Here is a 1060-nt window from a genome sequence, read left to right on the forward strand (position 1 = left end):
TGATGCTAGTATAGTTTCATGGACACATCTTAGTTAAGTCAATACAATCAATTTAAGGGGGATGTGTCCGATGAGTTATAAAGATAATGGTAAACGATTCAATGATGATTTTCGTAAAATGGTTGTCGAATTGTATCATTCTGGTCAATCCGTTAGAGATTTAAGCAGCGAATATGGCGTTTCTGAGGTTTCAATTTATAGATGGATTAAAGATCATACACCCGTTGATCCATCTAATAAAGATGCTCTCACCCCTAAAGAAGTAGCTGAAATCCAACAGGAAAACCTACGTTTAAAACAGAAGCTCGAAATCTTAAAAAAGGCTATGGCCATATTCGCCAAAAAGTAAGTGATCATGAGATCACTCATTTTATTGACAACCAAAAAGAGCATTATCCAATCCAAACGATGTGTGATGTACTTGATGTGCCGAGAAGTACATACTATCAGTCTTTGAATCAAACAATCTCTAATCGTGAACAAGAAAATAATGAATTAACAAAATGAATGAGTGAGATTCATAACGAAAGCGATAAACGTTATGGTGCACCTAAAATCCATTATTTATTAGTAAAAGAAGGCTACCAGGTTAGTCTAAAGCGTGTTCAACGATTGATGAAAAAAGCTGGTATCCAGTCAATTACAGTGAAAAAGTTCCGTCCAACACCAAGTAAAGAAAAGGTTGTAGAACGCGAAATTATTTTAAATAGAGATTTTTCTACAAAAAACATCAATGAAAAATGGGTTGGCGATATTACATATATTCATACACTTAAAGATGGTTGGTGCTACCTTGCATCGGTTATGGATCTGCATACAAAAAAGATTGTTGGTCATTCTTTTTCTCGTACAATGACGACTGACTTAATTATACAGGCACTAGAAAATGCTTATCACATACAGAAACCAAGGGAAGGGTTGATCTTCCACTCCGATCTCGGCACACAATATACGAGCGATGAATTTAATAATACGATTCAAAAATTGAACATGACACATTCCTTTAGTTATAAGGGTAGTCCTTATGACAACGCTTGTATCGAATCATTTCACGCTATTT

Annotated in this window: 1 pseudogene; it reads left to right on the forward strand. The window is 35.0% G+C overall.

The window, feature by feature from the left end:
- Positions 1-70 precede the first annotated feature (70 nt).
- Positions 71-1060, forward strand: a pseudogene (locus tag ABU914_RS15395) (IS3 family transposase); the annotation flags it as partial.

The sequence above is a fragment of the Pueribacillus sp. YX66 genome (assembly GCF_041725775.1).
In the GTDB taxonomy this organism is placed as follows: Bacteria; Bacillota; Bacilli; order Bacillales; family UBA6769; genus Pueribacillus.